Raw genomic sequence first — 25905 nt, forward strand, 5'->3', positions numbered from 1 at the left:
CTAACGGAAAACCACGCGGCTGCGTAGGAGCCATGTGGCAACGAAACTGACGGCAATCGCCAACAGCTTGGCAAGGCGCGGGTCGAACCCGCTGGCATCGCCTGCCCAGACGATTGCGGTGGTCAGGCCAAGGCCCACCAGCGCGGAGATCACGAACAGCGCCTTCTGGCGCGTGCGCGCCGCACCGCGCTCGGCAACATTGCCGATGAAGACCGCGCGGCTGCTCATCAGCCAGTGCGCCGCGATGCCGAGGCAATAGCCCACGGCAGATGCGCCCGCCGCCCAGATACCCAGCGACAGCAGGGCAAGGAACGTGCCCATGTCCACAGCCAGCGCGCCCACGCTCGCCAGCAGGTAGCGCACCAGCCGCGTATCGATCATCCGCATGAACACGGCGGGCATGGCCTAGGCTGCCCTCTTGCCCTTGGAGGCAACGCGTTCCGGCACGTCCCGCACGGAGGAAAGCGCGGCGGCCTGGTCTTCGGTCACACTCTTGCGGCTCTCGGGCAGCACCTTCTCCGCGCCCTCGTCGCCAGCCTCGTGGTACTCGGCGTCTTCGTTGACGCACCAGGTATCGTACAGGTGCTCTCCGGCGAGGATGTTCTCGACCGTCAGCATCGCCGTCATCATGGCGTGGTCCTGGTTGTTGTAGCGGTGCATCCCGTTGCGACCGACGAGGTGCAGGGAGGGATACTTCGCTTCCAGTTCGGCGCGCATGGCATCGACGTTGGCGGCATAATCCTCGTCATAGACGGGATAGGCCTTTTCCTGCCGCACCACCGCGCCGCCAATCACCTTTTCGGGCGCGACGAGGCCGAGAATGTGCATTTCCTTCTTGGCCAGTTCGACGAGATCATCGTCGTCCATCGACCACAGGCCGTCACCTTCGAAACAGAAGTATTCGAGGCCAACGCAAGCCACGTTCTCATCCGGCACCATTTCGGGCGACCACGAACGGAAGTTCTGCACGCGGCCAACCTTCACCTTGGAATCGTGGATGTAGATCCAGTTGTCGGGGAACAGGTCCTCGCTGCGGATCATCAGGGCCACGGTCAGGAAGTCGCGGTATTTGAGATTGCTGGCGTTCAGCGTCGTCTCAGGCAGCGGGTGCATGCGCGCGGCGAGCTGGCGCATCGGGGCGCTGCTGATCGCGTCCTTCGCGCGGATGACCACTTCGCCCTGCTCGCTCTCGGTCGTCATGCGCCAGCCGCCCTTGCCGTCTGCGGCAAGCTGCTTGAGCGCATGGCCCATCAGCACCTCGCCCTTGCCGGTAGCCACGATCTTGTCGCGCGCGGCTTCCCACATCATGCCGGGGCCAAGGCGCGGGTAGCGGAAGGTTTCGAGCAGCGTCTTGGCCTGCTTGCCGCTGCCGTCGTTCAGTTTGTTGAGGCCGAGCGAGCGCTTCAGCCCGTCGACCACCGCGCCCCACAGGGATAGGCCCTTGATGCGCTGCGCGGCCCAGTCAGCGCTCATCTCGTTGCAGGGCATGCCCCACACCTTCTCGGTGTAGGTCTTGAAGAAGATGGAATACAGCTTCTTGCCGAACTGGTTGCTGGTCCAGTCCTCGAAGCTGCGGATATCGCGCTGCGGGAAGGCCTTGGCTTTTGCGTAGCTGAGCATGCAAAGCGTCGAACGCCACACGCCGAGGTTCCACAGCGCTTCGAACGCGCGCAGCGGATAGCTGTAGAACTTGCCCTCGTAATAGATGCGGCTCATGCGCGGGCGCTGGATGAAATCGTCGGGCAGGATCTCGTTCCACAGGTCCACCACCTGCTGGCTCTTCGAGAAGAAGCGGTGCCCGCCGATGTCGAAGCGATAGCCCTCGTGCTCGACCGTGCGGCTGATCCCGCCGACGTAGGTGGCATCCTTCTCGATGATGGCGACGGACTTGCCCTGCTTCGTCAGCAGGTATCCCGCCGTAAGCCCTGCCGGACCCGCGCCGATAATGGCCACGTCGACTTCGATTTCGCCGCTCGCGAAACCCGCGTTGCCATTGGAAAGATCGTGCATGAATGCCCCCGGTTGTTGGTCCTGACCGGGAGTGAAGGAAAATGGTTATGAGCCGGTTAAGACGCCTGTTCGAGCAAGGCGTTGCGAAGGCTTATTCGCCCAGTTGCAGGTCTGCCGCGATGCGCGCGAAATCGCCGTATTGGTAGGTGTTCTCGAAGATCAGCCCGCAACCGCCATCCTTGCGCCAGCGCACCTTGGCATGGGTTTCGGGCAAACCCGCCGCCGAGATCTTCACCCGCTCGTCCAGCGCAAAACGGCATTCGCAGGCGACCTTCGCGCCCTGCTGCGAGAGGTCCACGATCTCCACGTCCTCGCGTCGTCCGTCCATCGTCTCGATCACGGCGGACGCGCTGAGATTGAGACGGATGGCGCGCTTGGCATAGCGGCTGGGGCTGGCGATGATCCGGCTGATATCGGCCTGGTGGACGAACCGGAAACCGGCGCGGTCGTCCTTCTGCCAGATCGGCTCCATTTCGTGCCGGTCGCCGTTTTGCAATTCCACCACCATGCGCGCCGTGGGAGGCAGGCGATGGAAGGTGCGCACGCTGATCCCGCTTTCCGATACGTCGCGAATGACGCACAGGAATTCACCGGCATTGCACAACAGCTTCGCGGCACGGATCAGCAGGGTGTAACGTGTTGCCGCGCGTTGCTCGACATCGCTGGCGGCAGCGTTACCGGCGCCCGACAGCACCTCGTCCTGATGTAGCGCGTTGTGCATATGGTCCCCATGTTGCCGGCGGCCGGGCTGGCCGAGCTTGCTGACAGACCTCACTCCTATTGGCTTGTCGTTACCGCCATTAGAGCGCTTCCATGCGTATTTCCCTGTGATTGGTGGTTAACCGCCCGATCACTCCTTTTGCGCGGAGACTCGGCGCGGTTACCTGATCGCCTCTTCGAACAGCGGCATCGTCAGCGCGGCGCCTGAATCGGAAAGATGGCCGGCGTCCTGATAGAGGAAGCGTCCATCCTCGCCGATGACCCTCGTGCCATCGGGACCGTCGAAGATCGGAAACACGTCCACGATGGTCGCCTGCGAGGCATAGGTGTCTACCACAGCCGCGCCTGACCTGCGTTTGCTGCCCCTGTCTTCCGGCTCGACGAATGGTGGCCTCAGACCTTCCCTGATCGACTGGCGGGTCACGGCGTCCGACAGAAGCGGCATTTGCTGGACGAGGACGATGTTGCCAGTGTGCGATGTAAGGTGGCGCATGGCCTGCGCGAGCCGCTCGGGATGCTCGCCGATCTTTATGCCCCAGGCATAGGCAAACACGATCACGTCGGGCTGCTCGCGCGCAACCATGCTGGCGACGTCGCTCCAGACCGTTTCCTCTTCTCCAGGCAGGAGGTTGCCCGCCGGCATGCCCGCTACCCTCAGGTTGAATTCTTCCTCGCGAGCCAGTTCTGCCAACTGGAGGGCATACATGTAGGCCTGGCTGTCTCCGAGAAGGAGAACGTCTCGATCGTGGCCGGACACGGCTTCGATTCCGCCGGCGGCAATGTCCCCGCGATCCGCGCCGAGATAGTGGCTTTCCCGAAGATAGTAGCCGACTGCCGAAAGAGCGAGCACGCCGGTCACGAAGAACAACAGCGCTGCGCGAACCATGCCCTGCCGGTTGAAGTACCTTCTTGCCGGACGCTCGATCAGAAAATAGCTCGCGACCGACAGCACAACTGTAAGCACCACCTTGAGAGCAAGTCGCACTTCTGCCGAGGCTGCGAAAAGGCGGTAGTCGATGAAAGAGAAGATGGGCCAATGCCAAAGGTACAGCGAATAGGAGAGCAGTCCTATGGCAACTGCGGGACGCCACGCCAGATATCGTTGAACCCGTGATCCCTCGGCCCGCGATCCCTCCAGAATTGCCAGCGTTGCCAGAACCGGGAATGCCGCCGTCGGACCTGGAAAATGCTCCGGGCCCAGGAACAGGAAGGACAGCAGCAGACCCACGAGTCCAAGCTCGGCCAGTCCGGGTCGGCGCGTTGCCTCGCGTCTTGCGTGCCAGACAGCCAAGGCACCTCCACCCAGCAGTTCCCATGCCCGCGTGGGAAGTGTGTAGAAGGCAATGTCCTTCGCGAGGTAAGTGAGCACGATTGCACAGGCAAAGCTGACCGCGGCCGCGCCCAGCAACGGCGGCAGGATCCGCCGCTTCGTCAGCCAAAGGAGCGCGAGCGGGTACAGGAAGTAAAACTGTTCCTCTACCGACAGCGACCAATAGTGCAGGAGCGGCTGGGCATCCTGCGAAATGGTGAAGTAGTCCCCCTGGAAGATCAGTTTCATGTTTATGAGTGACAGCGCGGCGGCCGCGCCACTCGTCCCCACGGATGCGATATCCTGCGCCGAATAGAGATAGAGGCTGGCGACGTAGGTTGCTGCTATGACGACCGCGAATGCCGGGAAAATACGGGCGATGCGCCGTTGATAGAAGCGGGCGACGGAAAACCGCCCCTGCTCTATCTCGCGGAGGATAACCCCGGTTATGAGGTAGCCGGAAAGAACGAAGAAAACGTCCACTCCGATAAACCCGCCGGGCAAGATCGAGTGGTCGAGGTGGAACAGTAAGACAGACAGGACGGCAAGCGCACGGATTCCATCGAGATGCGCGTAGTATGGATGAGTTGAGGCGAACCCGCTCACCGGCCGCCGCAGTTGTACTGTCTGACCCCACATGGCCCGGCTGTATAGCGTCGAAGGCCTGCCCGGCAATCTCTAGTTCGGCGCCGGTGGGGGTAAGTCGGCGGAAGCGGTCGCCGTGTGCGTTTCGGAGACAAGGAGCATGAAACGCCCGCAATACAAGCTGGTACGGGCGGCCGGACTCGAACCGGCACGTCACAAAGGACAGGGGATTTTAAGTCCCCGGCGTCTACCATTCCGCCACGCCCGCACTCGCCAAGCGCCCTAGCCGCTATCGGGTGCCCTTGCCAATTGGCTCTTGCGTTTCACCCCCCGCCTCGCGCACTGTAACGCTCGTTAGGGAGAGGCGCCGAAAGATAATGTGCGCAGCAGAATTCGATTTCATCGTCATCGGTGCAGGCTCTGCCGGTGCCGCACTGGCCGCACGCCTGGGGGAGGACACTGGCTCCACCACCTGCGTGCTGGAAGCGGGCGGGCACGATACGCACCCCTTCTTCCACGTGCCCAGCTTCGTCGCCGCCGCCATCGGGCGCAAGGCGAGCAACTGGAGCTTTGCCACGGTGCCGCAGGCGGGCATGGCGGGCCGCCAGATCGGCGTGCCGCGCGGGCGCGTCCTGGGCGGTTCGGGCGCTATCAACGGCATGGTCTATTTCCGCGGCCACCCCACCGATTACGACGACTGGGCCGATGCCGGGTGCAAGGGCTGGTCGTACCGCGAGGTGCTGCCCTATTTCACCCGGACGGAGCGCAACGAGGATTATCCCGCAAGCGTCTTCCACGGCACCGATGGGCCGATCAACGTCAAGCTGGTCGAGAATCCGAATGCGCTGAACTATGCCTTCATGGATGCGCTCGGCTCGCTGCAATTCCCCGCCTGCCCCGATTTCAACGGGCCGGACCCGGAAGGCTACGGAAGGCGGCAGGGCCTGATCGGCAACGGCCAGCGGCAAAGCACGTGGCAGCAGATGCTGAAGCCAGCGCTCGCGCACGGAAACGTGCATGTGCAGACCGACGCCCGCGTTGCCCGCATCGTGGTGGAAAATGGCCGCGCCACCGGGGTCGAACTGGTCGACGGGCGCACGATCCGCGCGCGGCGCGAAATCGTGCTGAGCGCGGGCACGGTGCAGACGCCGCAGATCATGATGCTTTCCGGCATCGGCCCCGCCCAGCATTTGCGCGAACACGGCATCGACGTGGTTCATTCGCTGGAAGGCGTCGGCGGGAACTACCAGGATCATGTCGCCAGCCCGATCCACATGGAAACGGACGACACCACCAGCTACGGCATCAGCTGGAAGGTGCTGCCGCGAGACATCTATTACGGCATCGAATACCTGCTGAAACGCACCGGACCTCTGGCGGGCAACGTATTCGAAAGCGTAGCTTTTCTGCGCACCGATCCCTCGCTGCCCAAGCCGGATGTGCAGTTCGTCTTCCAGCCTGCGAAGCGGCTCACCAATCCGAAGATACCGTTCCCGCTGGGCCACGGCTATGCGATCAGCCCGGTGGCGCTCTATCCCAAGAGCAGGGGCACGGTTCGGCTCGGCTCACCCGATCCGGCTGCGGACCCGCTGATCGACCCGCACCTGCTGGAGCATCCCGACGACATCAAGCCGCTGATCCGCGCGCTGAAAATCTCGCGAGAGGCTTTCGCCAGCAAGCCGTTTGCCCGCTACAACGGCACCGAAGTCGCCCCCGGCCCCGATTGCCAGAGCGACGATGAATGGGACGCCTACATCCGGGAGACCGGCTACACCGTCCACCACCCCGTCGGCACCTGCCGCATGGGCGATCCGGCGGCAGCCGAAACGGTGGTCGACCCGCAATTGCGCGTGAAAGGGCTCGAGGGGCTGCGCGTTGCCGATGCCAGCGTCATGCCCACGGTGATCGGGGGCAACACCAATGCGCCCTGCGTGATGATCGGCGAACGCTGCGCCGACTTCATCCTGGGCAAGCCGCCGATGGAACCGGCGCAGCTGCCGCCCGAAAGCGTCGCACGCTATAAGTAAGAGAGAGAGAGGGAGAGTCCGCATGGCCAAGGAGCATATCAAGACCTGGCAGGTAGGCGATGTGAAGATCAGCCGCATCGTCGAGATCTGGGACTTCCAGGATGACATCCACATGGCCATGCCCGATGCCACGCCGGAGGAAGTGAAGGCGATGGACTGGCTCCACCCCCATTACGCCACGCCAGAGGGGCAGATGCGGATGAACTTCCAGGGCATCGTGCTGCAAACGCCCGATCGCACCATCGTGGTCGATACCTGCATCGGTGCCGGGCGGGAGCGCGAGTACGAAGTGTTCACGGACCTGCCCGAGGGATTCCTCGAAGACCTGGCCGAACTCGGCATTACCCACAATGACGTGGACACCGTCTTCTGCACCCACCTGCATTTCGATCACGTGGGCTGGAACACCTACAAGGATCCGCAAACGGGCGAATACAGGCCGACCTTTCCCAACGCCCGCTACCTGTTCGGCAAGACCGAATACGAAGCGTGGCAGAACGACTTGCGCAAGGACGGCCACCACGACGACAAGCACATGGTGGAAAGCGTCGATCCCATCGTGGCGGCGGGGCTGGTCGACTTCATCGATGCCGATCACCAGATCGCGCCGGGCATTTTTGCCGAACCGAGCCACGGCCACACTCCGGGCCACATCCACGTGGTGATCGAAAGCAAGGGCGAGCGCGCCGTGGTGACAGGCGACCTGATGCACCATCCGATGCAGTGCGCCATGCCGCATCGCCACGCGACGTTCGACATGAACCGCGAGGCGGGCAGCGCAACGCGGCAGGCCTTCGTGGAGAAGTACCGCGATAGCGGCACTCTGGTGGTGGGCATGCATTTCTTCGAGCCGACGGCAGGCCATTTCGTCACCGGCAGCGATGGCGAGACGTGGTTCCGCGGCCTTGGCGTGGCGGACCGGTGATTCCGGCTTTCTCCACAATAGCTCAAGCTAGCTTGAATTAACCGTGCGACCGCCCGGAAATCCTGCGCCCGTCACCGCGATCCAGGCCATTCGTTACGCCCGGCACGAGCGCACCGCGCAGGCCAATTTCACGCGAGCCGTTGACGATCACGACCTGCCGATGCCGCTCGATTATTATGTCTGGGCCATCCACCGCGACGGCCATCCGCCCGTGATCGTGGACACAGGCTTCGGCGCGCAAGCGGCGGCAGCGCGCGGGCGCGAAATCACCCGCCCCATCCGCAAGAGCCTGCGCGATGCGGGGATAGACCGGCTGGGCGTGGAGGACGTGATCCTCACGCACCTGCACTACGACCATGCAGGCGGGCTCGACGATTTCCCCAATGCCCGTTTCCACGTGCAGGATGCCGAACTTGCCTGGGCCACCAGCCGCCATGTCTGCGACGAGACGGCACGCGCACCGTTCGATGGCGAGCCGGTCGCCGAACTGGTGCGGCGGCTCTACGCAGGCCGCGTGGTCTTTCACGACGGGGACGAGGAATTCGCACCCGGCATCGCGCTGCGCCTCGCGCACGGTCACACGGCCGGGCTGCAACTGGTGGTGTGCGACACGGCGCGCGGCCCCGTGGTGCTCGCCAGCGATGCGGCGCACCTCTACGCCAATATCACGCGCAAGCTGCCCTTCCCGATCTTCGTTGACGAGGAGGACTACGCCCGCGCACAGGCCCGCGCGCTGGACCTTGCGGGCGGGTCGCTCGATCACCTGATACCGGGACACGATCCGCTGGTGCTGGCATGTTTCGAGAGCGAAAACGATATCGCGCTGGTGGACCTGCCCCCGCATACACCCGTTACGGAGATGCTTTAACATGATCGTCGGCTTGCCATGATTGTTGGATTCCTGGGCCTTGGCCGCATGGGCGGCCCGATGGCGGAAAACCTTCTGCGCCATACCAGCCAGTTGCTCGTGCACGATGTTTCTGAAGAGGCCGTCGCCGCGCTGGTCGAAAAGGGGGCGGAAACCGCGGGCAGCGCGGCGACCCTTGGCGAGCGATGCGACGTCGTTTTCACCAGCCTGCCGACCCCGCCAATCGTGCGCGAGGCGGTGCTGGGGGCGGATGGCATTGCGACGACCAAGGCTCCGCGCATCATCTGCGACCTTTCCACCAGTGGCCCGCAACTCGCCGCCGAGCTGGCAGAGGCGCTGGAAGGCAGGACGGCCTGCCTCGATGCACCCGTTTCAGGCGGAATCGCCGGTGCCAGGGCGGGCACGATTTCCATAATGGTCGGTGGGCCGGAAGCGGCTTTCGAGGAGGTGCGCCCCCTGCTCGAAGCCATGGGCAAGCCGACGCACATGGGCGAGACGCCCGGTGCCGGGCAGACCATGAAGCTGGTCAACAACCTGCTGGGCGCGGTTGCCATCGGGGTGACGGCGGAAGGCATGGCTTTCGGCATCAAGCAGGGGCTGGACCCGGCGCGCATGATCGAGGTGCTGAACCAATCCACCGGCATCAATTCCGCCACCCGCGACAAGTGGCCGCAATCCGTCCTGCCGCGCACCTTCGACTTCGGCTTTGCCGCCGCGCTCAGCCTGAAGGACACGAAGCTGCTGCTGGACGAAGCGGACGCGGCCGAGGTGCCCCTGCCGCTGGGCCGGATCGTGGCTGACTACCTGGAGCGCACGCTGGAACGCGAAGGCCTGCAGGCCGATTTCACCGCAATTGCCAAGGTGGTGGAGGAGGCCGCCGGGCTGGACCCGGAGCGCTGACCATACGAATCATGGTTACCGCGATTGCGGGTCGGCCGTTTCAGGCGCATGTTCGGCCCCATGCTGAGTCTCGCCTTCCTTCTGGCCGCGCAATTCGCCGCCGATGCCCTGCCCACCGGCACCTACAGCGGCACCTGCCTCTACCCGCAAGCGGTCGAGGAACGCGCTGCGCCGGGTGAACTCGTCTCCTGTAACGAAGTGCATATCAGCGACGGGCAGATCAGCTTCGGCCAGCGCGGCTGGCAAAGCCGCACGCAGTTCAACGGCATTTTCGAAGGCAGCCGCATGACGGTTTCTTCCGTCACCCTCCCGAATGGGCGCACCTACGAAGTGCGCGGCGTGTGCGAAATCTATTTCGCGAACGAGGAGGTTTCGACCGTGGCCTGCACGGCGAACTCCAACCGGGGCAGCATGGCCGCCAACTTCGTGGTCTCGCGGCTCTAGATATCGTTGCGAATGGTGGCCAGCGCGCCGCCGTCGATCTCCCACTTGGCGCCGTTGACGTAGCTGGCCTCTTCCGAAAGCAGGAAGCTGACCACGTCGCCAACCTCGCGCGGCTGGCCCACGCGGTTGAGCGTCGCGACTTCGCCCAGCTTCTGCATCCCGGCCTCCACGCTGTCGAACATCTGTTCCAGCATCCCGACCAGCAGCGGCGTCTCGATCACGCCGGGCATCACGCAGTTTACCCGCACGCCCATCTGCGCGACCTCGCTGGCCGCCGTGCGCGTCAGCCCGACCGCGCCGTGCTTCGCGGCATTGTAGGCACAGGCGCCCGCGAGGCCGCGTTCGGAACCGATGGAAGCAGTGTTCACCACCGCGCCCGATCCGCGCCGCACCATGTCGGGCAGTACGTAGCGAAGCCCGAGGAACATGCCGCGCAGGTTCACGCGCAGAACCTTGTCGAATTCATCGACGTCATAGGTGTGGGTCGGCCCAAGACTGCCTTCGATCCCGGCATTGTTGAAGAACCCGTCAACCTGTCCGAAAGCCTCCAGCGCCGCCTCGGCATAGCCGATGGTCTGCGCTTCGTCGGACACGTCCGCCACGTGGCCGATCGCTTCGTAGCCGGCCTTGGTCATGGCTTCCACGCGTTCTGCGAGCCCGCCTTCGTCGACATCCACCATCATCACCCGCGCCCCTTCACGGGCGAGAATTTCGCAGGTGGCAAAACCGATGGCACCGGCAGCGCCGGTCACCAGCATGGACTTCCCCTCGTGGCGTCTGGTCATGCGATCAATCCTTCTTCGATTTGCGAAACGGCATGGTGAGCAGGAACAGCGCCAGCTTCGGCGTCATCAGCTTGAGGAAGTTCTTCGCCTCCTCCGGCGTCAGCGTCGCGGTCATCGGCATGGTGCCGTAGACCTTGCCTTTGAGGACAAGGTCGTTCCCTTTCCGCTCGATCTTGCTGACCTGCATCAGCTCGCTCTTGTCGGCAGCGTGTATCTTCATGACACGCGCACCTCGTCAAAATCGATGCCGAGATCTTCGGCGGCGACCATCGCGGTGGCGCGCCCTGCCCCGAACACTCCGCCGCCCGGATGCTGGAACGGGCCGACGAGGTAGAGCCTGTCGACGCCCGGCACGCGGTACTGGCCAAGGTCCGGCGTCGGGCGGTGGCTGCCGGACTGGTAGGTGGTGGTGGCAATGCCGTGCAGGTCGCCGCGATAGAAGCTGGGGCTGGTGCGCTCCATGTCGACAGGGCTGTCGCAGTGATAGTCCAGCACCACATCGGGCACGTTGGCGATGTACTTGCCCATCTGCGCGATCATCTTTTCGGCGAATTCGCCCTTCGCCTCGTCCCAGCTTCTGCCGTCCTGCCGGGTGTAGGGCACGTAGTCCCAGGCGTGGAAGATGGACTTGCCTTCGGGGCAGCGGGTGGGATCGTGCTGCGGCAACTGGCCCACGCCCACCAGCGGGGTGGGGCTCATGTTGCCATAGCGCAATTCATCGAAGGCGCGGCGCATGTCCTCGTAACTGGCGGGCATCAGCTCGTACATCACGGCGGAAAGCGGCTCGCCATCGTGGCGCTTCGCCCGGAATTCGAGCGGCGCATCGAGCGCGGCGTGCACGGTGAAGCAGGCGGCATCGGTGATATGGGTGCGTTTCGCGCGGTGGCCTACGTCGGCGGGCAGGGCGTCGACCATATCGGGCAGGATATGCGGGTGCAGCGCGCCGATAATGCCGTCGCTAGCCGACAGCCGCTCGCCATCGTCCAGCACCACGCCCGTCGCGCGGCCGCCTTCGGTGGCCACTTCGCGGACGCTGGCGGAGGCGCGCACGCTGCCGCCATGGCCCTCGATACAGGCGATCAGCGCATTGGTGAGACTGCCCGAACCGCCCACCGGCACGCCGAAGCCGTATTTCTCGAGGAAGCCGAGGAAGACGTAGGCGCCGATGCCGGTCGCCTTTTCATCGGGCGAGACGAGGTTCTCGCCCGCCACCCGGCCAAAGTGGGCGCGCACTTTCTCGTGCTCGAACAGTTCTTCCATCAGGTCGAAGGTGGAGACCTGCGTCGTGCGCCACATTTCACGCCCCTCGACCGACTGGTCCATCATCGCCGCCTGCGCGCCCTGCGGCATGGGCGGAGAATAGAGCCCCGCCTGGATCATCGGCAGCCACTGCGCGGCCTGCTGGCTCATCTTGAGGAACGTCTCGGCGTCCTTCTGCGAGAAGCGGGAGATGGCCTCTGCGCTTTTCGCTGGATCGCGGTGGAGCGGGAGGGTGGTGCCGTCTTCCCAAACGCTCATCATCGGCACGTCGGGGAAGACGTATTTCAGGCCGTATTTCGATTTCAGGCCAAGATCGTCGCTCGCCAGCAGCGGATTACCCTGGATGAAGATGTGGCTCATCGAATGCTGGTCGTGCATGAAGCCGGGGCGCGTCAGCTCCCGGCTGACCACGCCACCACCGTGCCATTCGTTGCGTTCCAGCACGAGCACGCGCTTGCCCGCCACGGCGAGATAGGCGCCCGCGACCAACCCGTTGTGGCCCGATCCGATGATGATGATGTCTGCGTCTGCCATTTGGTATCCTCTAGAGACAGGCGGAAAGCGCGATGTCGGAAAGCTTGCCCATGCGCTCGATATTGGCGGCCTGCGTCATCACCCCGGCGCTGAGGAAGCTGAAAGACAGGTCCGCTTCCGGGTCGACCATGAACATCGTCGAACCCGCGCCGTAGTTGCCGAAAGTTTCCGGGCTGGAGAGCTGGCCGAAGAGGTGGTGGAACACGCCTTCCCCGCGAACCTGGAAGCCGATGCCCTGGTTGGCGGGCGGCACTTCCCACCCGGCCCGCAGCGCCACGCCGCGATAAAGTTCGTTGGGCTTGTCGCCGGTGTGCACCTTGCGGGCGAGGCGCACCATCCGCGGGGACAGCAGGCGCACACCGTCCAGCTCACCCTCGCGCCGCAGCATCTCGGCAAATCGCCACAGATCGCCGCAGGTCGACGCGCAACCGACATGCGGAGCCTCCACTTCCGGGTCCTCGAACAGCGCATGATCGCCCTCGAGGTTTCGCGACAGGTGCTTGATCGGCACCGTGCCGCGCATGTCGGGGCGAACGTGCCGCTCGTTGAGGTCGGCACGCAGGCCCATGCTGGTGGAGTGCATCTTCAGCGGTTCGAACAGGTCCTCGGCCAGCAGCGTCTGGTAATTGCGGCCCTTGGGGTCGGTGCGCACCAGCGCGGTGCCCATCAGCACGTGGTTCACCAGCGGCGAATAGTCGCACCGCTCGCCCGGCGGCGTCGCGCCGTGGACATTGGCAATGCTTTCCTCGAACAGCTCCTGCAAACGGTCGAGATACATGCCGGGTTTGGGCGACCAGACGCCCGGCATCCCGGCGGTGTGGGTAAGCAGGTGGTAGAACGTCGCTTCCTCGCGCGGTTGCCCGGTGAATTCCGGCAGCACCTCCTTCACCTTGGTGGTGAGCTGGAAGCGGCCTTCCTCGATCGCCTTCATCATCAGGACGTTGGTGAACGCCTTGGTGACGGAAAACAGCGAGAAGACATCGTCGTTCTTCAGCGGGCGCCGCTTGTCCGCATAGGCGTGGCCAATGGCTTCCTCGAACACCACCACGTCACCACGCCCGATCTTCAGCACCGCGCCGAAATAGTCGCCGCGCTCGATATCGGCCTCGATCACGGCTTTCAGATGGTCGAGCCGTTCCTGCCAGATCCTGCTCATGCCAAATTCCCCTCAGCCCGCCGCGATGATGCCGCCGTCCACGGCCAGCATCGCGCCATTGATGAAACTCGCCTCGTCGCTGAGCAGGAAGGCCGCCGCCTGCGCGACGTCCTCAACCGTGCCGTTGCGGCGAAGCGGGATGTTCTTCGCCCGCTGCTCGTACTGCTCCGGCGTAACGAAGCCTTCGGTGGCGGGCGTGGGCACGCTGCCCGGCGCCATCGCGTTCACGCGGATGCCGCGCGGTCCCAGTTCGCCTGCCAGCACTTTCGTCAGCCCGGCGATGCCGGCCTTGATGGTAGTGTAGGCTCCGGTGTTGGGCCGTCCGCGATAGGCGACGGGGCTGGAATAATTGAGGATATTGCCCGGCGCGTCCTCGTCCCGCGTGGCAAGGAAAGCCTGCACGCCCCAGAACACGCTTTTCAGACCCGCCGACAGCATGGCATCGAGCGTTTCCTCGGTCACGGCCTCGATCGGCTCGTAAACCAGCACGCTGGCGTTGTTGATCACGGCGCGAAGCGGCCCCGCATCGCTGGCGAAGTCCTGCGCGGCTTCCATGAAAGCCGCACGGCTGCCGCAATCCGCGCCGTAGCTGTAGGCGCGTCCACCCGCATCGTTGATCGCCTCTGCCACGTCCATCGCGGACTGGCCGTTGATGTCGACGATCCCGATGATCGCGCCCTCGCTGGCGAGGTGTTTCGCAATGCCTTCGCCCAGCCCGCGCCCGGCGCCGGAAATCAGGATCGGCTGTTTTGCGAACCGGCCGTCCATCGTCACATCCCGAACAGCTTGGCGGTGTAGTGGCTATCCATGTATTCGCGCATGGCATCGATCTTGCCGTTCGAGACCTCGAACACCCAGCAATAATCGTTGTCGTAGACCAGCCCATCCATCGTCTTGCCGGTGGAATTGCTCTCCACGCAGACCCACGGGCCGACGGAGAACATGTTCTGCACGTGGACCTTGGGATCGCCGGGTTCGAACATGCCGCGCACGGGGGCGAGGAACTTGTCGATGATGTCCATGCCCACGTGCTTTCCGGCACCGGCAATGTCCTTCACCTTCGGCTCCCACACCGAGTGTTCGTGATAGAAGGTGCGCAGCTTTTCGAGGTCGCCCGAGGAGAGCACCTCGAAGAAATCCAGCACCAGCTGTTCGTTTTCGTTCTTTGCCTCGACTGCCATCATCCTCTCCGTTCTTGTCTCAGGCCAGCCCGCGCGCTTCGTCGCTGGGTGGCGGAATCTCCGGCATGGCCCCGCCCATGTGCAGCGCCACCATCCCGGCGCGTTTGGCGAAGCGCCAGACGCCGCCCGGCTCCGACTGGTCGAGCACGTATTCATCCTCGAACCCGCCGACGTAGAGCGCGCCCGCTTCCTGCGGCGGCTCGGTGCTGGCGTGGCTGGATAGCATGGTGAGGTAGTTCGTCCCGCGCGCCCGCGTCTCGGTGATCGCTTCCACCAGCACGTTTGTGACCACGTGGCGCACGAGGATCGGCGGGCGGTTGCGGAACACGCGTTCCACGGCCGCGCGCCCGCAGAACGGGTATTCCGGCTGGAAGGGGCGGGAGAATTCGCAATCGGTGGTGAACAGCTGCGCCAACGCCCCGGCATCGCCGTTGTCGGCATACTTCGCGAACAGCAGCGGCAGCTTGCCGCAGGCCAGTTCTATGGCGAGGCGATGCCCGTCATCCATCGGGATTCTCGGCATTGTCGTTTTCGGCGTCGATCTCGGCCAGCGCCTCGTTCACGATGCGGAAGCTGTCGACCGCCGCCGGAATGCCGGCGTAGATGCCGACCTGAAGCAGGACTTCGCGGATTTCCTCCCGCGAGAGGCCGTTGTTCAGCGCCCCGCGCGTGTGGACCTTCAGCTCGTGCTTGCGGCCCAGCACGGAAATCATGGCGAGGTTGATCAGGCTGCGATCACGGCGCGACAATTCTTCCTCGCGCCCCCAGGTCCAGCCCCAGCAATAGGTGGCGACCAGTTCCTGCAGCGGGTCGTTGAAAGGGTTGGGATTGGCCGTCGCCTTGTCGACATAGGCATCGCCCAGCACCTCGCGGCGGATTTTCATGCCCTTGTCGAAGAGATCCTTGTCCATGGTGTGTCCTTTTCAGAGAGCCGCGTAGACCGCGTCGATCAGCCGCCGCGCACGCGGGCCGTTGTCGCCCACGGCGTGCATCTGGTTGCAGCAGTAGGAGAAACCGAGCTTCGCATCGGGATCGCCGAAACCGATCGATCCGCCGAGGCCGTGATGGCCGAAACTGCGCATGTTGGGCCCCATGTAGACGGCCTCGGGCGTGTTCAGCAGCACGCCGTTGGCCTGGTGGTAGGGCCGGTCCTGCAGCAGCTCGACCTGGTTGTGCTGCTCTGTAATCATCGCTTCGAGCTGCCCATCGGAAAGCAGGTCCACGCCGTCCACAACGCCAGTCGCCGCGCCGTAGATGCGCGCCACGCCGCGTGCGTTGCCGTGGCCGGAGCCGCTGGCGATCTCCACCTCGCGCCAACGGGCGGAGTTCATCGTATCGTACCACGGCTCCTTCGCGTTCTGCAGGAAGGCAAAGCTGCGTAGCACCGCGCCGTCCTGCCACCCTTCGGGCGTGGTCGGCTTGTCGGGCACCTGCTGGTCCTTCGCCGCGAACAGCCGCGCCTTGGTGTTGGGTAGCACTTCGGCGACGTGGCCCTGCTCTTCGGCGTTCATCCCGCCGATGTAGTATTCCGCGCCAAGCGGACCCGTCACGTTCTTGCGCAGGAACGGGCCGACGGTCATGCCCGTCACCCGGCGCATGATCTCGCCCAGCAGAAAGCCCTGGTTGTGCACGTGGTAGGCGGCAACGGTGCCCGGCTCCCACAGGGGTTCCTGCACTTCCAGCACGCGGATGTAGTTATCGTAATCGAGCAGGCCGCCGGGATACATGACATCGTTGGTGAGCACCGGGATGGCCGCGGTATGATCGAGGATCATCCGCACGGTGATCGCCTCTTTCCCGCCCTGCGCGAATTCGGGCCAGTAGGTCGCCACCGGCTCGTCGAAGTTCACCAGCCCCCGGTCGGCAAGCATGTTGAACGCGATGCCGGTCACGCCCTTGGCAACGCTCATCATGCAGACGGTGGAATGCTTGTCCCACTTGGCGGAACGGTCGGCCCGAGCGAAGCCGCCCCACAGGTCCACCACGGTCTGTCCGTCGACAACCACGGAGCAGCCAGCCCCCAGTTCCTCTTCCTCGCGGAAATTGGTGGCAAAGGCCTCTGCCACCCCCTCGAACCCTGCGGCCACATGGCCGTGCAGCGGAAACGTACTCCCGCGCGCTTCGATATCCTGCGCGATTTCGACGTGCGCCAATCCTGCTCTCCCCTTGTGAAGCCGCCTGGTTTGTTCTCCGGTCGACTCTAACGATCGTTAGCGTAGGCGAGGCTTGTGCCCCGCATCAAGCTCAATCGAAGTAGGCGATGGTGCGCAGTTCGATGGACTCGCGCGGTGCGGCGTCACCCGGCACGTCCGGCGGGTTGAAGCTGGTGTGCGCGGTGAACTGGACGGCATCGTCCTCGGTGTCGAAAAGCTTGAACACCATCATTTCCTCGGGCCGCTGGTAAGGCAGCCAGCACCAGCGATGGGCCGGATTGTAAGCGAGGTTGAACCCCCACAGCGAGAAATCCACGCCGCCAAGGCCGCCCACGATCTCGCTGGGGAACAGGTCCTCGCGCTTTACCGTGCTGGCATCGCACAGGGCGAAAGGTGCGCTTTCGACCGTGGAAATGGGCCGCCACAGGTTGAACAGCATGTGCCGCTTCGCCAGCCGCTCCTCTGCTTCGTCGGCGGGAAGTATCTGGCGGGTGTAATCGGCCACGGTCTTCGCTCCGTAATCCACGTGCGCGCCGTTGGCGGGCTGGTTGTGCCCGTGGGTGCCGGTGGCATTGGTGCGCCGGATAGCCCCGAAGCTGACGACCTTCGATGCGCCCGTCAGCCGCTTCACCGTGTCCTCGCAATAGCGGCAGTATGCGGCGAGCTGGTCCGCATCGGCATAGTCCGAAACGGGCGATGGCTCGTCCAGCACCACGAAGCCGTTGCGGTCGAACGCCAGCCGGTCCTTCTCGCCGCGGATATCGTGGATGGTGACGAGGTGGTCCTCCCCCGGCCAGTAGCTGCGGTCGCGGTCGCCGGCGTAGAAGGTCGCCTTCTCTCCTCGCACGACATAGCGGATTTCCGCCTCCACATCGTGGGTGATCGTATCGCTGTCGTTTTGCATCGGCCTTGCCTAACCTCCCGCTCTCCACGCCCGCCATATCGCCAAGCGCTGGTGCGCCGCAAGTCGCGCAGGTGCCAATTCCCTCTCGAAGCTTGCTATTCGTTTCAAGCAGATCGACCAATGCTGTTGCTTGATTACGACAATCACGCCCAGCTTCTTGGATTCGTGCGCAACGCGCTTGATTGTAACAGTCGTGATTGTAAAAAGACGACTGGAGAGGAAAATGGCAGAAACCCGCGTCTTGCAGGCGGCGTATCTGCATTTGCACCCTCGCCAGACTTCGAAGCGACCCGCCAATAATGGGCGCTCGGAATACATAGCATTTGCGTTCCGTCCGAAAGGGCGGCGCGCCATAGGGAGGATGCCTGATGAAATTCAAGAAGCTCAGCGTAGCGTCGTCGCTGGCCATTGCCGTGTGCATGGCCTCGCCGGCCCTCGCCCAGGATGAAACGGACGCCCAGGAAACGGCCGAGCGTCGGGATAACCAGACCAACGTCATCGTCGTGACCGCGCAGTTCCGCGAACAGAACCTGCAGGAAACGCCGATCGCCATTACCGCGGTGAACGCGGAAATGCTGGCAGCCCGCGGACAGACGGATATTTCCCAGGTCGCCGCCCAGGCCCCGAACGTGACGCTGCGCCCGCAGCCGCAGAACGGTGGTTCGGGCCTCATCGCCTTCATCCGCGGCGTCGGCCAGACGGACTTCAACTACGCGCTCGACCCGGCAGTGGGTGTCTATGTGGACGACGTCTACATTCCCACGCTCTCCAGCTCGCTGCTGGAACTGGTCGACCTCGACCGGGTGGAAATCCTGCGCGGTCCGCAGGGCACGCTTGCCGGCTAGAACTCGCTGGGCGGCGCCATCAAGCTGTTCTCCGCTCGTCCGACTGGTGACGGCTCGGGCTCGCTGCGCGCCGAGTACGGTTCCTACAACAGCATCTCGATCCGCGGCATGGCCGATATCGGGCTGACCGACAATCTTGCCATGCGCGTGTCCGGCATGGGCCGCTCGCGCGATGGCTACGTCGATATCGTCGACTATTCGCTGACCCACCCGAATTCCAACGTGCCGTCCAACAATGCGCGCGGCGCGCAGACCAGCTACGAGACGATGGGCGGCCAGAGCGTCGTCGCCGGCCGTGTCGCGCTGGAGTGGGAGCCCAACGATCGCCTCAACGTCTACGTCGCGGGCGATTTCAACCGCGAGGACTCCGACGCCATCCCGACCGTGCTGCTCGCAGCCGGTGCGCCGGTGGGCAATGCTGCCAACTTCGATCCGACTTCGAGCAACCCGGCGACGGATGCCAACGGCAATGCGTGGCTGCCGGGCGTGAACGGCCAGCCGGTGCCGGTGGATTGCCGCTTCGTGCCCGCCGGACAGTACAGCTGCGACAGCGCCAACCTTTCCAGCCTCGGCTACGATCCGCGCTACGTCAGCTATTCCAACTTCGCCGATACCAAGGTTCCGACCGGCCAGGCACCGTACAAGCCCTACTTCGCCCTTCCGATCACGGAGTTCGAAGGCTGGGGCGTGATGTCGAACGTCACCTATGACTTCACCGATGCGCTGCAACTGGTGGCCATCGGCTCCTACCGCACCTACACCTCGCGCTGGGGCCAGGACCAGGATGCAACCCCGGTTCCGGTCGCGCAGCTGGACAACCAGCTCGACCACGAAGCCTGGAGCGCGGAAGTCCGCCTGAACTTCGAATTCGCGGACGAACTGGTGCAGGGTACGGTCGGCGGCTTCTACCTCGACCAGGACGGCGAATACACCGCCCGCGTCGACCTGAACTACGCCGGGATCGACTTCATCCACGGTCCGGACACCACGCCAAGCACGACCGAGGCGGTGTTCGGCACGCTGACCATTACGCCCAGCGAAGTGTTCAGCATCACGGGCGGTATCCGCTACACGAAGGACGAGAAGCTCTACACCTATTTCCGTTCGAACCCCGATGGGACCGTACCGTTCGTGGACAACGGTTCGCTGCTCGGGCCGGAGCTCGAAGTCGCCCCCGCGCCGTGTAACCAGCTGCGTTCCTTCGATCCGGAGGAAATCACCACCTACGAAATCGGCTTCAAGGTCGATGCTCTTGATCGTGCCCTGCGCCTCAACGGTGCAGCGTTCTACAACGACTACAAGAACATCATCCTGACGCTGCCCGCCTGCCCCAGCGTGCCCTGCCTGCAGCCGCGCAACGTGGGCGAGGCCGAGGTGAAGGGCTTCGAACTGGAAGTGACGGCCTACCCGGCCGATGGCTTCTCGCTCGACGGTGCGCTGAGCTACATCGACTTCAACTACGATGATGCCTCGGTGGCCCCTGCCGGCCTGACGGGTGACGAGATCACCCCCTACACGCCGGAATGGACCTGGAGCTTCGGTGCCCAGTACGACCACGAGTTGCAGAACGGGGCGCAGATCTCGGCCCGTTTCGACGGCAGCTACCAGTCGACGATCTACACCGACGTGTTCAACACCGTCTGGTCGGAAATCGAAGGCTACTTCGTGGGCGGCGCCCGCGTCGCCTTCACCGATCCGCGCGATCAGTGGACGCTTGCGCTGCGCGTCGACAACATCTTCGACGAGTACTATTTCAACTCGGTCAGCGATGTGACCACTTCGCTCGGCGTCGTCACCGGCGTGCCCGGCCTGCCGCGCACCTGGTCGCTGTCGGTCGAACGCCGCTTCTGATGGAAAGGGGCCCCCGCTTCGGCGGGGGCCTTCCTTCCCAGCAAGGCAAATGTGCCGGAAGGATCAGCCCTCCGGGTTCAGCCGCTCGCGCATTTCCTTGCCCGGCTTGAAATAGGGCACACGCTTGGCCGGGACGTCCACCGTCTCCCCGGTGCGCGGGTTGCGGCCCGTGCGGGCATCGCGTTCGCGCGTAGAGAAGGTGCCGAAACCGCGCAGTTCGACCCGGCCGCCTTCTGCCAGTCGCTGCGTGATTTCCTCGAAGAAGATGTCAACCACCTGCTCGACCTCTTCCGGTCGCAGGTCGGGATTGTCTGCCGAAAGAGCTTGGAGAAGTTCTGACCTTATCATTTTATTCCCCCCAGTAGGCTCGGTCACGCAATTGCGTTGCCGATGTTATCGTCCAATGCGCACGACCCGAAGCGCAGCTAACATTTGTTAACGTGCCAGAACATGCGCGCTAGCGCAATGATTTGGGTCAATTTTCGAAGGGCTGGATCGACCGGGAAGCTAGGCGTGATCGAGCAGGTCTGCCGGGTCGAGGCCCAGACGCTCTATCCGCGCGCGAATGTCGGGCCACTCGTCCTTCAGAAAGGTCTCCCGCTCCGCCTGCCGCAATGCCTGCGCCGCGCCCTCGCGCACGAACATGCCCACCCCGCGCTGGACCCGGATCAGCCCGTCCGCCTGGAATTGCTGGTAGGCCTTGGCCACGGTCAGGGGATTGGCGCCCTGCTCCGCCGCGAAAGCCCGCACGGAGGGCAGCATCTCACCTTCGGGATAGCTGCCGTCGATGATCGCAGCGGCAATCTGCTCGCGCAAACGAAGGTAGACGGGGCGGGTGTCGGCCATAGGTGAGTGAGTGCCATAATACAGCGGGTCAGGTCAAGCGATTGACCCGGAGGCGGCCAAACAAAATTCGGTTTCATGCGCAACTTGGCTTCACATGCCCGAAACAATCGTTAGGGTGCCCGATTTTCGGGACAAGTCCGGAACACCGGACGAACAGATATTCGGGGAAGACGAATGAAAGACATGGCCTTGTGGAACGAGGGCGACTGGATCGTGGCGATTGCCTCCGTCGTCCTTGCGCTGTTCCTGATCGCCGGCGCCTGGGCGGTTACCCGCAGGGAGCCCGAGGTCGGCGGACACCCCAAGGGTCTATACATCCTGTTCTTCGCCGAGATGTGGGAGCGTTTCTCCTACTACGGCATGCGCGCGCTGCTGATCTTCTACCTCACGCAGCACTGGCTCTACAACGACAGCTCCTCGAACATCATCTACGGCGCCTACGTCAGCCTCGTCTACATCACGCCGGTCCTGGGCGGCTGGCTGGCAGACCGCTACCTCGGCCAGCGCAAGGCCGTGCTGTTTGGCGCGGTGCTGCTGACGCTGGGCCACTTCTTCATGGCTTTCGAGGGTACCGGCGGGCAGAACGATCCCACGATCAACATCTTCTGGCTGGCGCTCAGCTTCATCATCGTCGGCTCGGGCTTCCTGAAAGCCAACATCTCGGTGATCGTCGGCCAGCTCTATCCGCGCACCGACGTACGCCGCGATGGTGCCTACACCATCTTCTACATGGGCATTAACGTGGGCGCCGCCGTCGGCACGATCATCGCCGGCTACCTCGGCCAGACGCTGGGCTGGGCCTACGGCTTCGGCGCGGCCGGCATCGGCATGCTGCTCGGCCTCGTCGTGTTCATCCTCGGCAAGCCGCTGCTGCTGGGCCGTGGCGAGCCGCCGCGTCCGCTGGCCAAGCGCACCGAGACCACGATGTACGCCATCGGCGTGCTGGGCGTGGCCATCATGTGGGTGCTGATCCAGTACCAGTCGGTCGTCGGCTGGCTGATGCTGGTGTGCGGCGCCGCGCTGCTGCTCTACGTGCTTGTCGAAGCCTTCAAGCTGGAAAAGCACCCGCGTGAACGCATGTTCGCGATCCTCTTCCTGATCGCCCTGCAGCCGCTGTTCTGGGGCCTGTTCGAACAGGCCGGCGGCTCGCTCAACCTGTTCACCGATCGCTACATCGATCGCCAGGGCGTGCCTGCTTCGCTGTTCCAGTCGATCAACCCCATCTACATCATCCTGCTGGCACCCGTGTTCGCCGGACTGTGGACGTGGCTGGGCCGGCGCGGGCTCGAACCGTCCACCCCGGCCAAGTTCGGCCTCGGTCTGGTGCAGCTGGGCTTCGGCTTCCTCGTTTTGGTCTGGGGCGCCGCCACGGTCAGCCCGGAGGCGCTGATCCCGGTGGTCTTCCTGTTCGGCATCTACCTGTTCCACACCACGGGCGAACTCTGCCTCAGCCCGGTCGGCCTTTCGGCCATGAACCGGCTTGCGCCGAGGCATCTGGCATCGCTCATCATGGGCGCATGGTTCTTCGCCACGGCAGGCGGCAATTTCGTGGCCGGCCTGATCGGTGCGGCCACCGGCGGCGAAGACGGCGAAATGACCCGCGAAGGCACGCTGGCGGTCTACCAGCAGATCGGCTGGGTCGCGATCGTCGTCGGCATCGTGGTCATCGTGATCGCCCGCTTCGTGAAGAACCTGATGCACCTCGATACGCTGGGCGACGACGATGTCGGTGACGACCTCGAAGGTCAGGCCGAAGGCCCCGGCGAACCGCAGGGCGCAGGCATCCATCCCAGCACCCGCCCGCAGGAGTAGAAGAGAACATGGGTCGTCACGTGAAAAAGGGCGGCCCTGTCGCCCTGCTGCTTGCCACTGCCGCATCGCTGGCGCTGGCAGGCTGCACCTCGGCATCGGGCAGCGATCGTCCCGCCGTGGCGGCAGCGCCTGTCGGGGCGGAGGAGCCTTACGCCTCCACCTACGAACGCTATCCCGGCGTGCCGACCGCCATCGTGGGTGCCACGATCTATGATGGCGCGGGTGGTATGATCGAGAACGGCACGGTGCTGTTCGCCGATGGCGAAGTGGTCGGCATCGGCGGGGCGGACCTTGCCATTCCCGCTGGCTACACCCGCGTCGATGGCACGGGCCGTTTCGTGACGCCGGGCATCATCGATATTCACTCGCACCTGGGTGACTATCCCACGCCCTCGGTCGACGCGCACAGCGACGGTAACGAGGCGACCGATCCCACCACGCCCGAGGTATGGGCAGAGCATTCCGTCTGGCCGCAGGACCCCGGCTTCAGCCGCGCGCTGGCCAACGGCGGGATCACCAGCCTGCAGATCCTGCCCGGCTCGGCCAACCTGATGGGTGGCCGCTCGGTCACCTTGAAGAACGTGCCCAGCCGCACCGTGCAGGGCATGAAATTCCCCGGCGCGCCCTATTCGCTGAAGATGGCCTGCGGCGAAAACCCCAAGCGCGTCTACGGCGGGCGCAACCGCATGCCCAGCACGCGCATGGGCAACTTCGCCGTCAACCGCGAGACGTGGATCGAAGCGCAGGAGTACATGGCCGAGGAAGAGCCTGACCGCGACCTCGCGATGGAAACGCTGGCAGGGGTGCTCTCGGGCGAGATCATGATCCAGAACCACTGCTACCGCGCCGACGAAATGGCGCTGGTGCTGAGCATGGCAGACGAATTCGGCTACCGCGTCTCCGCCTTCCATCACGCCGTGGAAAGCTACAAGATCGCCGACATGCTACGCGACAACGAGGTGTGCAGCGCTGTCTGGGCCGACTGGTACGGGTTCAAGATGGAAGCCTACGACGCCATCCCCGAAAACGCCGCGCTCATCCACAATCAGGGTGCCTGCGTGGTGATCCACTCGGACGACGAGAACGGCATCCAGCGCCTCAACCAGGAAGCCGCCAAGGCGCAGGCCGATGGCCGCCGCATGGGCATCGACATTGCCGATGCGGACGTGATCGGCTGGATCACGCTCAACGCCGCGCGCGCCATGGGCATCGGCGATGTCACCGGCAGCCTGGAAGCCGGAAAGATGGCCGACGTGGTGTTGTGGAACGGCGATCCGCTCAGCATCTATTCGCGGCCGGAAATGGTCTGGATCGACGGCGCGGTGATGTACGACATGAACGATCCGCAGATGCGCCCGGTGAGCGATTTCGAACTGGGCCAGCCGGGTGAAGGAGACGTGAAATGAAGCGCCTCCTGACCCTCGCAGTCTCTTCCCTGTCCCTCGCCGCCTCTCCCGCCGCCGCGCAGGATATCGCCATTACCGGCGCTACCGTCGCGCTGGGCGATGGCAGCGATCCGGTGGAGAACGCTACCGTCGTCGTGCGCGGCGGGCGCGTGGTGGCCGCTGGCGCAGGCGTGACCGTACCTGCGGGCATGACCGTGCTGGACGGCACCGGCACCTGGGTGACGCCCGGCATCTTCGCGTCGATCACCAACCTCGGGCTGGTAGACGTTGGGGCCGTATCGGAAAGCAACGATGCCGATGCCGACGATTCGCCGTTCGGCGCGGCGCTTGACGTGTCCCCCGTCATCAATCCCAACGCGCAGGATTTCGGCTACAGCCGTGCAGGCGGCGTCACCCGCGCCAGCGTGATGCCTGAGGCCGGAGCCTCGATCTTCGGCGGACAGGGCGCGATCATAGACCTTGGCGCCGATTACGACGCGGTGCGCCACCCGCGCGCTTTCCAGGTCGTCGAATTCGGCGAACGCGGCGCACGCCTTGCAGGCGGAAGCCGCACCTCGGTCCACGCCCTGCTGCGCAACGCGCTGCACGAAGCGGGCACTTACGGCGGCGCTGGAGAATTGCGGACCGCAGGCAGCGCGGGCGGCCAGCGCGAGGGTCTGGGGCTCGATTCGCGTATGCCCAACAATGTCGACCGGCAGGGGGATGTGCTGCTGACGCGTTTCGATGCCGCCGCCCTGGTGCCCGTCGTTCGCGGCGAGCAGAAGCTCTACGTCAAGGTCGAGCGCGCCAGCGACATTCTTGCCGTGCTCGCCATGCAGGAAGAATTCCCGGCGCTCGACATCGTGCTGGTCGGTGCGACCGAGGGTTGGATGGTGGCGGACCGGATCGCCGCAGCGGGCGTGCCGGTGATCGCCAATGCCCTGCGTGACCTGCCCGCGTCTTTCGAACAGCTTGCGGCAACGCAGAGCAACGTCGGACGCATGGTTGATGCGGGCGTGAAAGTCGCCATCGGCGGTTACGACAGCAGCGGCGACCACCCGCGCAACCTGCCGCAGCAGGCGGGCAACATGGTCGCCCTGAGCCGGGTGCCGGGGGCAACGGGACTGAGCTGGGGCGAGGCTTTCGCCGCGATCACATCCGTGCCCGCCGAAGTCGCCGGGCTGGGCGGGCGCGTGGGCGTACTTTCCGCGGGCGCGCACGGCGATCTCGTGGTATGGGATGGCGACCCGCTGGAGACCAGTTCGGCACCTGTCAGGGTTTTCGTGGATGGCGTGGAGCAACCGCTCACCAACCACCAGACGCGGCTGCGCGACCGCTACCGTTCGCTCGACGAGAGCGAGCGGCCGCGCGCCTACGAATGGTGATGCCATCCTGAACGGGGGGA

At 64.4% G+C, this 25905-nt stretch carries 26 protein-coding genes and 1 tRNA gene; 10 read left to right on the forward strand and 17 right to left on the reverse strand.

The window, feature by feature from the left end; translation table 11 throughout:
- From ABFX23_RS10385 to ABFX23_RS10405, 5 genes are all read right to left on the reverse strand, one after another.
- Nucleotides 1-402 carry a GtrA family protein gene (locus tag ABFX23_RS10385; protein ID WP_346032988.1) on the reverse strand — a complete coding sequence of 134 codons (402 nt, stop codon included), beginning with the start codon at nt 400-402 and terminating at the stop codon, nt 1-3.
- A 3-nt stretch (nt 403-405) separates the two neighbouring features.
- Entirely contained in the window at nt 406-2010 is a 1605-nt protein-coding gene (locus tag ABFX23_RS10390; RefSeq protein ID WP_346032989.1) for an NAD(P)/FAD-dependent oxidoreductase, read from the reverse strand.
- A gap of 91 nt (nt 2011-2101) precedes the next feature.
- The gene (locus ABFX23_RS10395) at nt 2102-2731 is read right to left on the reverse strand and encodes a PilZ domain-containing protein (RefSeq protein ID WP_346032990.1); all 630 of its coding nucleotides are present in this window, start codon (nt 2729-2731) and stop codon (nt 2102-2104) included.
- A gap of 159 nt (nt 2732-2890) precedes the next feature.
- Nucleotides 2891-4678, reverse strand: coding sequence for an acyltransferase family protein (locus ABFX23_RS10400; RefSeq protein WP_346032991.1), 1788 nt, complete (start codon nt 4676-4678; stop codon nt 2891-2893).
- Between the two features lie 128 nt (nt 4679-4806).
- A tRNA-Leu gene (locus ABFX23_RS10405) sits at nt 4807-4892 on the reverse strand.
- 109 nt (nt 4893-5001) lie between these two features.
- On the opposite strand from ABFX23_RS10405, the gene ABFX23_RS10410 reads away from it, so the two are divergent.
- The 5 genes from ABFX23_RS10410 to ABFX23_RS10430 are packed head-to-tail and all read left to right on the forward strand — an operon-like array spanning nt 5002 to nt 9788.
- Nucleotides 5002-6651: a GMC family oxidoreductase gene (locus ABFX23_RS10410; RefSeq protein ID WP_346032992.1), complete on the forward strand. Its 1650-nt coding sequence runs from the start codon at nt 5002-5004 to the stop codon at nt 6649-6651.
- A 22-nt stretch (nt 6652-6673) separates the two neighbouring features.
- Nucleotides 6674-7576 carry an MBL fold metallo-hydrolase gene (locus tag ABFX23_RS10415; RefSeq protein ID WP_346032993.1) on the forward strand — a complete coding sequence of 301 codons (903 nt, stop codon included), beginning with the start codon at nt 6674-6676 and terminating at the stop codon, nt 7574-7576.
- A gap of 43 nt (nt 7577-7619) precedes the next feature.
- Nucleotides 7620-8444, forward strand: coding sequence for an N-acyl homoserine lactonase family protein (locus ABFX23_RS10420; RefSeq protein WP_346032994.1), 825 nt, complete (start codon nt 7620-7622; stop codon nt 8442-8444).
- A gap of 18 nt (nt 8445-8462) precedes the next feature.
- The gene (locus ABFX23_RS10425; protein WP_346032995.1) at nt 8463-9344 is read left to right on the forward strand and encodes an NAD(P)-dependent oxidoreductase; all 882 of its coding nucleotides are present in this window, start codon (nt 8463-8465) and stop codon (nt 9342-9344) included.
- A 60-nt stretch (nt 9345-9404) separates the two neighbouring features.
- Complete coding sequence (locus tag ABFX23_RS10430; protein WP_346032996.1) at nt 9405-9788, forward strand: hypothetical protein; 384 nt, start codon at nt 9405-9407, stop codon at nt 9786-9788.
- Here the strand turns inward: ABFX23_RS10430 and ABFX23_RS10435 are convergent.
- The 10 genes from ABFX23_RS10435 to ABFX23_RS10480 all read right to left on the reverse strand — a co-directional run bounded on the left by ABFX23_RS10435 (nt 9785) and on the right by ABFX23_RS10480 (nt 17761).
- Nucleotides 9785-10573, reverse strand: a complete 789-nt coding sequence (locus ABFX23_RS10435; protein ID WP_346032997.1) for an SDR family NAD(P)-dependent oxidoreductase — start codon at nt 10571-10573, stop codon at nt 9785-9787. The genes ABFX23_RS10430 and ABFX23_RS10435 overlap by 4 nt on opposite strands.
- A 4-nt stretch (nt 10574-10577) precedes the next feature.
- Nucleotides 10578-10793, reverse strand: a complete 216-nt coding sequence (locus ABFX23_RS10440) for a hypothetical protein (protein ID WP_346032998.1) — start codon at nt 10791-10793, stop codon at nt 10578-10580.
- A complete protein-coding gene (locus ABFX23_RS10445) occupies nt 10790-12367 on the reverse strand; it encodes a phytoene desaturase family protein (protein WP_346032999.1) in 1578 nt (525 codons plus the stop codon). Before ABFX23_RS10445 ends, ABFX23_RS10440 begins: the two co-directional genes overlap by 4 nt.
- A gap of 10 nt (nt 12368-12377) precedes the next feature.
- Entirely contained in the window at nt 12378-13523 is a 1146-nt protein-coding gene (locus tag ABFX23_RS10450; protein ID WP_346033000.1) for a serine hydrolase domain-containing protein, read from the reverse strand.
- A 12-nt stretch (nt 13524-13535) separates the two neighbouring features.
- Entirely contained in the window at nt 13536-14291 is a 756-nt protein-coding gene (locus ABFX23_RS10455; RefSeq protein WP_346033001.1) for an SDR family NAD(P)-dependent oxidoreductase, read from the reverse strand.
- Nucleotides 14292-14293: 2 nt separating this feature from the next.
- Nucleotides 14294-14704 (reverse strand): nuclear transport factor 2 family protein, encoded by a 411-nt coding sequence (locus tag ABFX23_RS10460; protein ID WP_346033002.1) that lies wholly within the window; start codon nt 14702-14704, stop codon nt 14294-14296.
- A 19-nt stretch (nt 14705-14723) separates the two neighbouring features.
- Nucleotides 14724-15227 carry a nuclear transport factor 2 family protein gene (locus ABFX23_RS10465; RefSeq protein ID WP_346033003.1) on the reverse strand — a complete coding sequence of 168 codons (504 nt, stop codon included), beginning with the start codon at nt 15225-15227 and terminating at the stop codon, nt 14724-14726.
- On the reverse strand, nt 15205-15615 hold the full coding sequence (locus tag ABFX23_RS10470) for a carboxymuconolactone decarboxylase family protein (RefSeq protein ID WP_346033004.1): 411 nt from the start codon (nt 15613-15615) through the stop codon (nt 15205-15207). The genes ABFX23_RS10465 and ABFX23_RS10470 overlap by 23 nt, the downstream gene beginning before the upstream one ends.
- 12 nt (nt 15616-15627) lie before the next feature.
- Entirely contained in the window at nt 15628-16857 is a 1230-nt protein-coding gene (locus ABFX23_RS10475; RefSeq protein WP_346033005.1) for a serine hydrolase domain-containing protein, read from the reverse strand.
- A gap of 91 nt (nt 16858-16948) precedes the next feature.
- Nucleotides 16949-17761: a CmcJ/NvfI family oxidoreductase gene (locus tag ABFX23_RS10480; RefSeq protein ID WP_346033006.1), complete on the reverse strand. Its 813-nt coding sequence runs from the start codon at nt 17759-17761 to the stop codon at nt 16949-16951.
- 368 nt (nt 17762-18129) lie between these two features.
- Here ABFX23_RS10480 and ABFX23_RS10485 point away from each other — a divergent pair, with 368 nt between their 5' ends.
- Both ABFX23_RS10485 and ABFX23_RS10490 read left to right on the forward strand, forming a co-directional pair.
- Complete coding sequence (locus ABFX23_RS10485; RefSeq protein WP_346033007.1) at nt 18130-18606, forward strand: TonB-dependent receptor plug domain-containing protein; 477 nt, start codon at nt 18130-18132, stop codon at nt 18604-18606.
- Between the two features lie 108 nt (nt 18607-18714).
- Entirely contained in the window at nt 18715-20457 is a 1743-nt protein-coding gene (locus ABFX23_RS10490) for a TonB-dependent receptor (RefSeq protein WP_346033008.1), read from the forward strand.
- A 63-nt stretch (nt 20458-20520) separates the two neighbouring features.
- On the opposite strand, the gene ABFX23_RS10495 is transcribed toward ABFX23_RS10490, so the two are convergent.
- On the reverse strand, nt 20521-20805 hold the full coding sequence (locus tag ABFX23_RS10495; RefSeq protein WP_120076152.1) for an integration host factor subunit beta: 285 nt from the start codon (nt 20803-20805) through the stop codon (nt 20521-20523).
- Between the two features lie 159 nt (nt 20806-20964).
- The gene (locus ABFX23_RS10500; protein ID WP_120076153.1) at nt 20965-21303 is read right to left on the reverse strand and encodes a GntR family transcriptional regulator; all 339 of its coding nucleotides are present in this window, start codon (nt 21301-21303) and stop codon (nt 20965-20967) included.
- A 174-nt stretch (nt 21304-21477) separates the two neighbouring features.
- Between ABFX23_RS10500 and ABFX23_RS10505 the strand changes: the two genes are divergently transcribed.
- Genes ABFX23_RS10505 through ABFX23_RS10515 form a run of 3 tightly spaced genes read left to right on the forward strand, consistent with a single transcriptional unit; the run spans nt 21478 to nt 25885 of the window.
- On the forward strand, nt 21478-23115 hold the full coding sequence (locus ABFX23_RS10505) for a peptide MFS transporter (RefSeq protein ID WP_346033009.1): 1638 nt from the start codon (nt 21478-21480) through the stop codon (nt 23113-23115).
- An 8-nt stretch (nt 23116-23123) separates the two neighbouring features.
- Entirely contained in the window at nt 23124-24521 is a 1398-nt protein-coding gene (locus ABFX23_RS10510; protein ID WP_346033010.1) for an amidohydrolase, read from the forward strand.
- Complete coding sequence (locus ABFX23_RS10515; RefSeq protein WP_346033011.1) at nt 24518-25885, forward strand: amidohydrolase family protein; 1368 nt, start codon at nt 24518-24520, stop codon at nt 25883-25885. The genes ABFX23_RS10510 and ABFX23_RS10515 overlap by 4 nt, the downstream gene beginning before the upstream one ends.
- Nucleotides 25886-25905: the final 20 nt, after the last annotated feature.

The sequence above is a fragment of the Erythrobacter westpacificensis genome, from assembly GCF_039542285.1.
Lineage (GTDB): Bacteria > Pseudomonadota > Alphaproteobacteria > Sphingomonadales > Sphingomonadaceae > Alteraurantiacibacter > Alteraurantiacibacter westpacificensis.